Origin of the sequence: Streptomyces sp. NRRL B-24572, from assembly GCF_002156145.1 — a bacterium.
GTDB classification, from domain to species: Bacteria; Actinomycetota; Actinomycetes; order Streptomycetales; family Streptomycetaceae; genus Streptomyces; species Streptomyces vietnamensis.
The window spans coordinates 1-4,273 of record NZ_MWIG01000627.1 but is presented as its reverse complement, the minus strand read 5'-3'; the positions used below and the strand labels follow the sequence as shown (position 1 = coordinate 4,273).

Below are 4,273 nucleotides of genomic sequence, written 5' to 3'. Positions count from 1 at the left end.
GGCGTACTGGACGAGGTAGTTCGCGTACGCCTGGCGCCAGGCGTACGCGAACTACCTCGTCCAGTACGCCAAGTTCTACGAACGGGAAGGCATCGACATCACCGACCTCGGGTTCACCAACGAACCCGACTGGACGGCGACCTACGCCTCGATGCGCTTCACGCCCCAACAGGCCGTCGACTTCCTCAAGGTGCTCGGACCGACCGTCCGCGCCTCCGGACTGAAGACCGGGGTGGTCTGCTGCGACGCCGCGGGCTGGGACCGCCAGGTCGCCTACACCGAGGCCGTCGAGGCGGACCCCGCGGCCGACAAGGCCGTGCGGACCGTCACCGGCCACCGCTACAGCGGTCCGACCTCGGTCCCGCAGCCGACCGACAAGCACGTGTGGATGTCGGAGTGGTCGCCCGACGGCGCCACGTGGAACGAGAACTGGGACGACGGCAGCGGCTACGACGGTCTCACCGTCGCGGCCGACATCCAGAACACCCTGACCGTCGGCAACGCCAACGCCTACGTCTACTGGACCGGCGCGTCCCTCGGCGCGACCCGGGGGCTCATCCAGCTCGCCAACCCCGGCGACGGCTACCGGGTGTCCAAGCGGTACTGGGCACTGGCCGCCTTCAGCCGGTTCATCCGCCCCGGCGCCGTCCGCGTGCCGGTCACCGACGCCGACCCGGCACTGCGCATCACGGCCTTCCGCAACACCGACGGCAGCCGCGTCATCGAGATCCTCAACACCGCGACCACCCAGAAGTCCGCCGACTTCGCTCTCCGCGGCGGACACGACCGGCACCCCGACGCCTACGTCACCGACGAGACCCGCTCGATCACCCCGGCCGACGTCGTCTCCACGCACGGCACGGCCCTCACGGCCACGCTCGCCCCGCGCGCGCTGACCACGATCGTCCTCGACTGAACCGTCACGCACCCGAGGAGTCACCCATGCCCGTGTCCCGGCATCTCATCGCCCTGTCCGCCGCCGTCTGCCTGGCGGCCGGCCTCGCCGCCGCGCCCGCGACCGCCGAGCCCCGCCCCAGGACGCTCGCCGAACTGGCCGAGAAGCACCACAAGTACTTCGGCTCGGCCACAGACAACCCCGAGTTCACCGACGCCGCCTATCTGAAGCTCCTCGGCAGCGAGTTCGGGCAGACCACCCCCGGCAACGCCATGAAGTGGGAGACCACGGAACCCAGGCGCGGCGTCTTCGACTTCACCGCCGCCGAAGAGGTCATGGCCTTCGCCAAGGACCACCACCAGAAGGTCCGCGGCCACACCCTCGTCTGGCACAACCAGCTCCCCGCCTGGCTCACCGGGCGCAGCTGGAGCGCCGACGAACTGCGCGCCGTCCTCAAGAACCACATCCAGACGGAGGTCCGGCACTTCAAGGGCCGGGTGATCCACTGGGACGTCGTCAACGAGGCCTTCAACGAGGACGGCACCTACCGCGAGACGCTCTTCTACAAGACGCTCGGCCCCGGCTACATCGCCGACGCCCTGCGCTGGGCCCACGAGATCGACCCGCACGCCAAGCTGTACCTGAACGACTACAACGTCGACGGCGTCAACGCCAAGAGCGACGCCTACTACAAGCTCATCAAGCAGCTGAAGGCCGACGGCGTCCCGGTGGAGGGCTTCGGCCTCCAGGGCCACCTGGCACTCCAGTACGGCTTCCCCGCCGGCGTCCAGGAGAACATCCAGCGCTTCGCCGACCTCGGGGTCGACGTCGCGATCACCGAGCTCGACATCAGGATGCAGCTCCCGGCGACCCCCGAGAAGCTCGCCACCCAGGCCACCTGGTACGCCGACTACGTCAAGGCCTGCCTGGCGGTCGAGAAGTGCGTCGGCGTCACCATCTGGGACTACACGGACAAGTACTCGTGGATCCCCGGAGTCTTCCCCGAGGAGGGCGCCGCACTGCCCTACGACGAGAACCTCCGGCCCAAGCCCGCCTACCACGCCATCAGGAAGGTGCTCGGCGGATGATCAGGACGGCGATCGTCGGAACGGGCGGGATCGCCGGCGTCTGCCACGTCCCCGCCCTCCGGGCACAGGCGCACCGGGCCGAGATCGTGGCGGCCGTCGACGTGGACATCGCGCGCGCCGAGGCGTTCGCGGCCGAGCACGGCATCCCCGCGGTCCACACCGACCTGCGCACGATGCTCGACGAACAGCGCCCGGACATCGTGCACCTGTGCACGCCGCCGTTCCTGCACGCCGAACAGGCGGTGACCTGCCTGGAGTCGGGCGCGTGGGTGTGGTGCGAGAAGCCGGTGGCCCTGTCGCTGGCCGAGCTCGACCGGATCCAGGCCGCCGAAGGGACCGCCGTCGCGGGCGCGGTGTTCCAGCACCGGTACGGCTCGGGGGCCCGGTACCTGCGCGACCGGATCGCGGCCGGAACCCTGGGGCGCCCGCTGGTCGCGCAGTGCGTCACGGCCTGGTACCGCGACGACTCCTACTACGAAGTGCCCTGGCGCGGCACCTGGCGGAGCGAGGGCGGCGGCCCGACGCTGGGCCACGGCATCCACCAGATGGACCTCATGCTCGACGTGCTCGGCCCCTGGACCGAGGTACGCGCGATGGCCGGCCGCCTCGACCGCGCCGTCCAGACCGAGGACGTGTCCGCGGCCCTGGTCCGGTTCGAGAACGGAGCCATCGCGACGGTCGTCAACAGCGTCCTCTCCCCACGCGAGGAGAGCTACCTGCGCTTCGACCTCACCGACGCCACGGTCGAGCTGCGGCACCTGTACGGCTACTCCAACGCGGACTGGACGTTCACCGCCAGGTCGCCCCGCGAGAAGTGGGAGCCGCCGGACGACCTGCCCAGCTCGCACACCGCCCAGCTCGCGGCCTTCCTGGACGGCTACGAGACGGGGACCCGGCCCGACCTCGGCAGAGCCACCATGGAACTCGTCACCGCCCTGTACAAGGCCGCGATCACCGGCCTGCCGGTCCGGCGGGGAGAGATCGACGCGGCCGACCCCTTCTACGGCTCACTCCACGGGGGACGCCCGGAGGTGTTCCGATGACGTTCGAACTCCACGAGAACGAGGACTCGCTGACCGTCCGGGCCCGCGACGTCGACCTCTTCCGCTATGTGCACCGGCCGGTCATGGACCCCTTCGAGGCACCGAAGCCCTACCTGCACCCGGTGCGCACGCTCGCCGGCGACGTGGTCACCGGATACCGGCCGCACGACCACCGCTGGCACAAGGGCATCCAGTTCACGGCGTCATGGGTGTCGGGCCAGAACTTCTGGGGCGGCGGCACCTACCTGCGCGACCGGGGCTACGTCGACCTGCCGAACCTCGGCACGATGCGAAGCCTCGCCGTGTCCGCCGAAACGGACCACGGCCGCGCCGTCATCACCGAGGACCTCGCCTGGCACACGATGGCGGGGGAGCACTGGATCGACGAACGCCGCACGCTGACCGCACGCGACGTCGAGACCGACTCCTGGACCCTGGAGGTCACCACCGCGCTCACCAACGTCCTCGACACCCCCCTGATGTTCGGGAGCCCCGGCACACAGGGCAGAGAACTCGCCGGATACTCCGGCCTCTTCTGGCGCGGCCCGCGCGACTTCACCGGCGGCGAGGTGATCGGCCCCGCGATGGGCGGGCAGGGCGACCGGCTGGCCTTCATCGGCACGCACGACGAGGTCGACCGCTCCTCCACGCTGCTGTTCCTCGACGATCCGGAAGCCCCCTGCCACTGGTTCGTCCGCAGCGAGCCCATCCCCGCCGTCAACCCGTCCCTGGCATTCGACAAGGAACTGCCGCTGCCCCCGGGCGACACCCTGTCGCGCCGCTACCGGATCGTCGTGGCCGACGGCGCGTGGACCCCCGCGCGCCTGGCCCGCCACGTGGAGGAACACCCGTGGTGACCCCGCTCCCCGGCGGTGTCGGGATCTCCGGGTTGACCGTGTACGACTGGGAGGCCGCCGACGGGCTGTGCGGAGGCACGCCCCACATGCACCTCGTCTGCTCCGAGGCGTACGTCGTCATCGACGGCGAGGGCAGCGTCCAGACCCTCACCACTTCCGGCTTCGCCGACACGCCGCTGCGCCCCGGCGACGTCGCCTGGTTCACCCCCGGCACGATCCACCGTCTCGTCAACGCCGGCGGCCTGCGCCTCGTGGTGCTCATGCAGAACAGCGGACTCCCCGAGGCAGGCGACGCCGTCTTCACCTTCCCCGCGCCCGTGCTGGCCGATCCTGAGGCCTACCGGGCGGCGGCCGATCTGACCGGCGACCGCGCGGCGGCGGCGCGCCGCC

At 70.7% G+C, this 4,273-nt stretch carries 5 protein-coding genes and 1 pseudogene; all 6 read left to right on the top strand.

The features are described from left to right. Positions 1 to 43: 43 nt before the first annotated feature. Positions 44 to 346, top strand: a pseudogene (locus CCN56_RS45105) (hypothetical protein); the annotation flags it as partial. Between the two features lie 42 nt (positions 347 to 388). Next, complete coding sequence (locus CCN56_RS45100; protein WP_256962285.1) at positions 389 to 916, top strand: glycoside hydrolase family 30 beta sandwich domain-containing protein; 528 nt, start codon at positions 389 to 391, stop codon at positions 914 to 916. 26 nt (positions 917 to 942) lie between these two features. After that, complete coding sequence (locus tag CCN56_RS31910; protein WP_086831371.1) at positions 943 to 1,983, top strand: endo-1,4-beta-xylanase; 1,041 nt, start codon at positions 943 to 945, stop codon at positions 1,981 to 1,983. Then, positions 1,980 to 3,026 (top strand): Gfo/Idh/MocA family protein, encoded by a 1,047-nt coding sequence (locus CCN56_RS31905; RefSeq protein ID WP_086831370.1) that lies wholly within the window; start codon positions 1,980 to 1,982, stop codon positions 3,024 to 3,026. The genes CCN56_RS31910 and CCN56_RS31905 overlap by 4 nt, the downstream gene beginning before the upstream one ends. Further along, a complete protein-coding gene (locus CCN56_RS31900) occupies positions 3,023 to 3,883 on the top strand; it encodes a PmoA family protein (RefSeq protein ID WP_086831369.1) in 861 nt (286 codons plus the stop codon). Before CCN56_RS31905 ends, CCN56_RS31900 begins: the two co-directional genes overlap by 4 nt. Further along, positions 3,880 to 4,273: cupin domain-containing protein (locus CCN56_RS31895; RefSeq protein WP_143664685.1), on the top strand; the 394-nt coding region annotated here is incomplete at its 3' end. The genes CCN56_RS31900 and CCN56_RS31895, both read left to right, overlap by 4 nt.

Excerpts from the sequence above, each read along its gene's own strand:
- CCN56_RS45100 (WP_256962285.1), top strand. The coding sequence starts at position 389 with ATGTCGGAGTGGTCGCCCGACGGCGCCACGTGGAACGAGAACTGGGAC.
- CCN56_RS31910 (WP_086831371.1), top strand. The coding sequence starts at position 943 with ATGCCCGTGTCCCGGCATCTCATCGCCCTGTCCGCCGCCGTCTGCCTG.
- CCN56_RS31905 (WP_086831370.1), top strand. The coding sequence starts at position 1,980 with ATGATCAGGACGGCGATCGTCGGAACGGGCGGGATCGCCGGCGTCTGC.
- CCN56_RS31900 (WP_086831369.1), top strand. The coding sequence starts at position 3,023 with ATGACGTTCGAACTCCACGAGAACGAGGACTCGCTGACCGTCCGGGCC.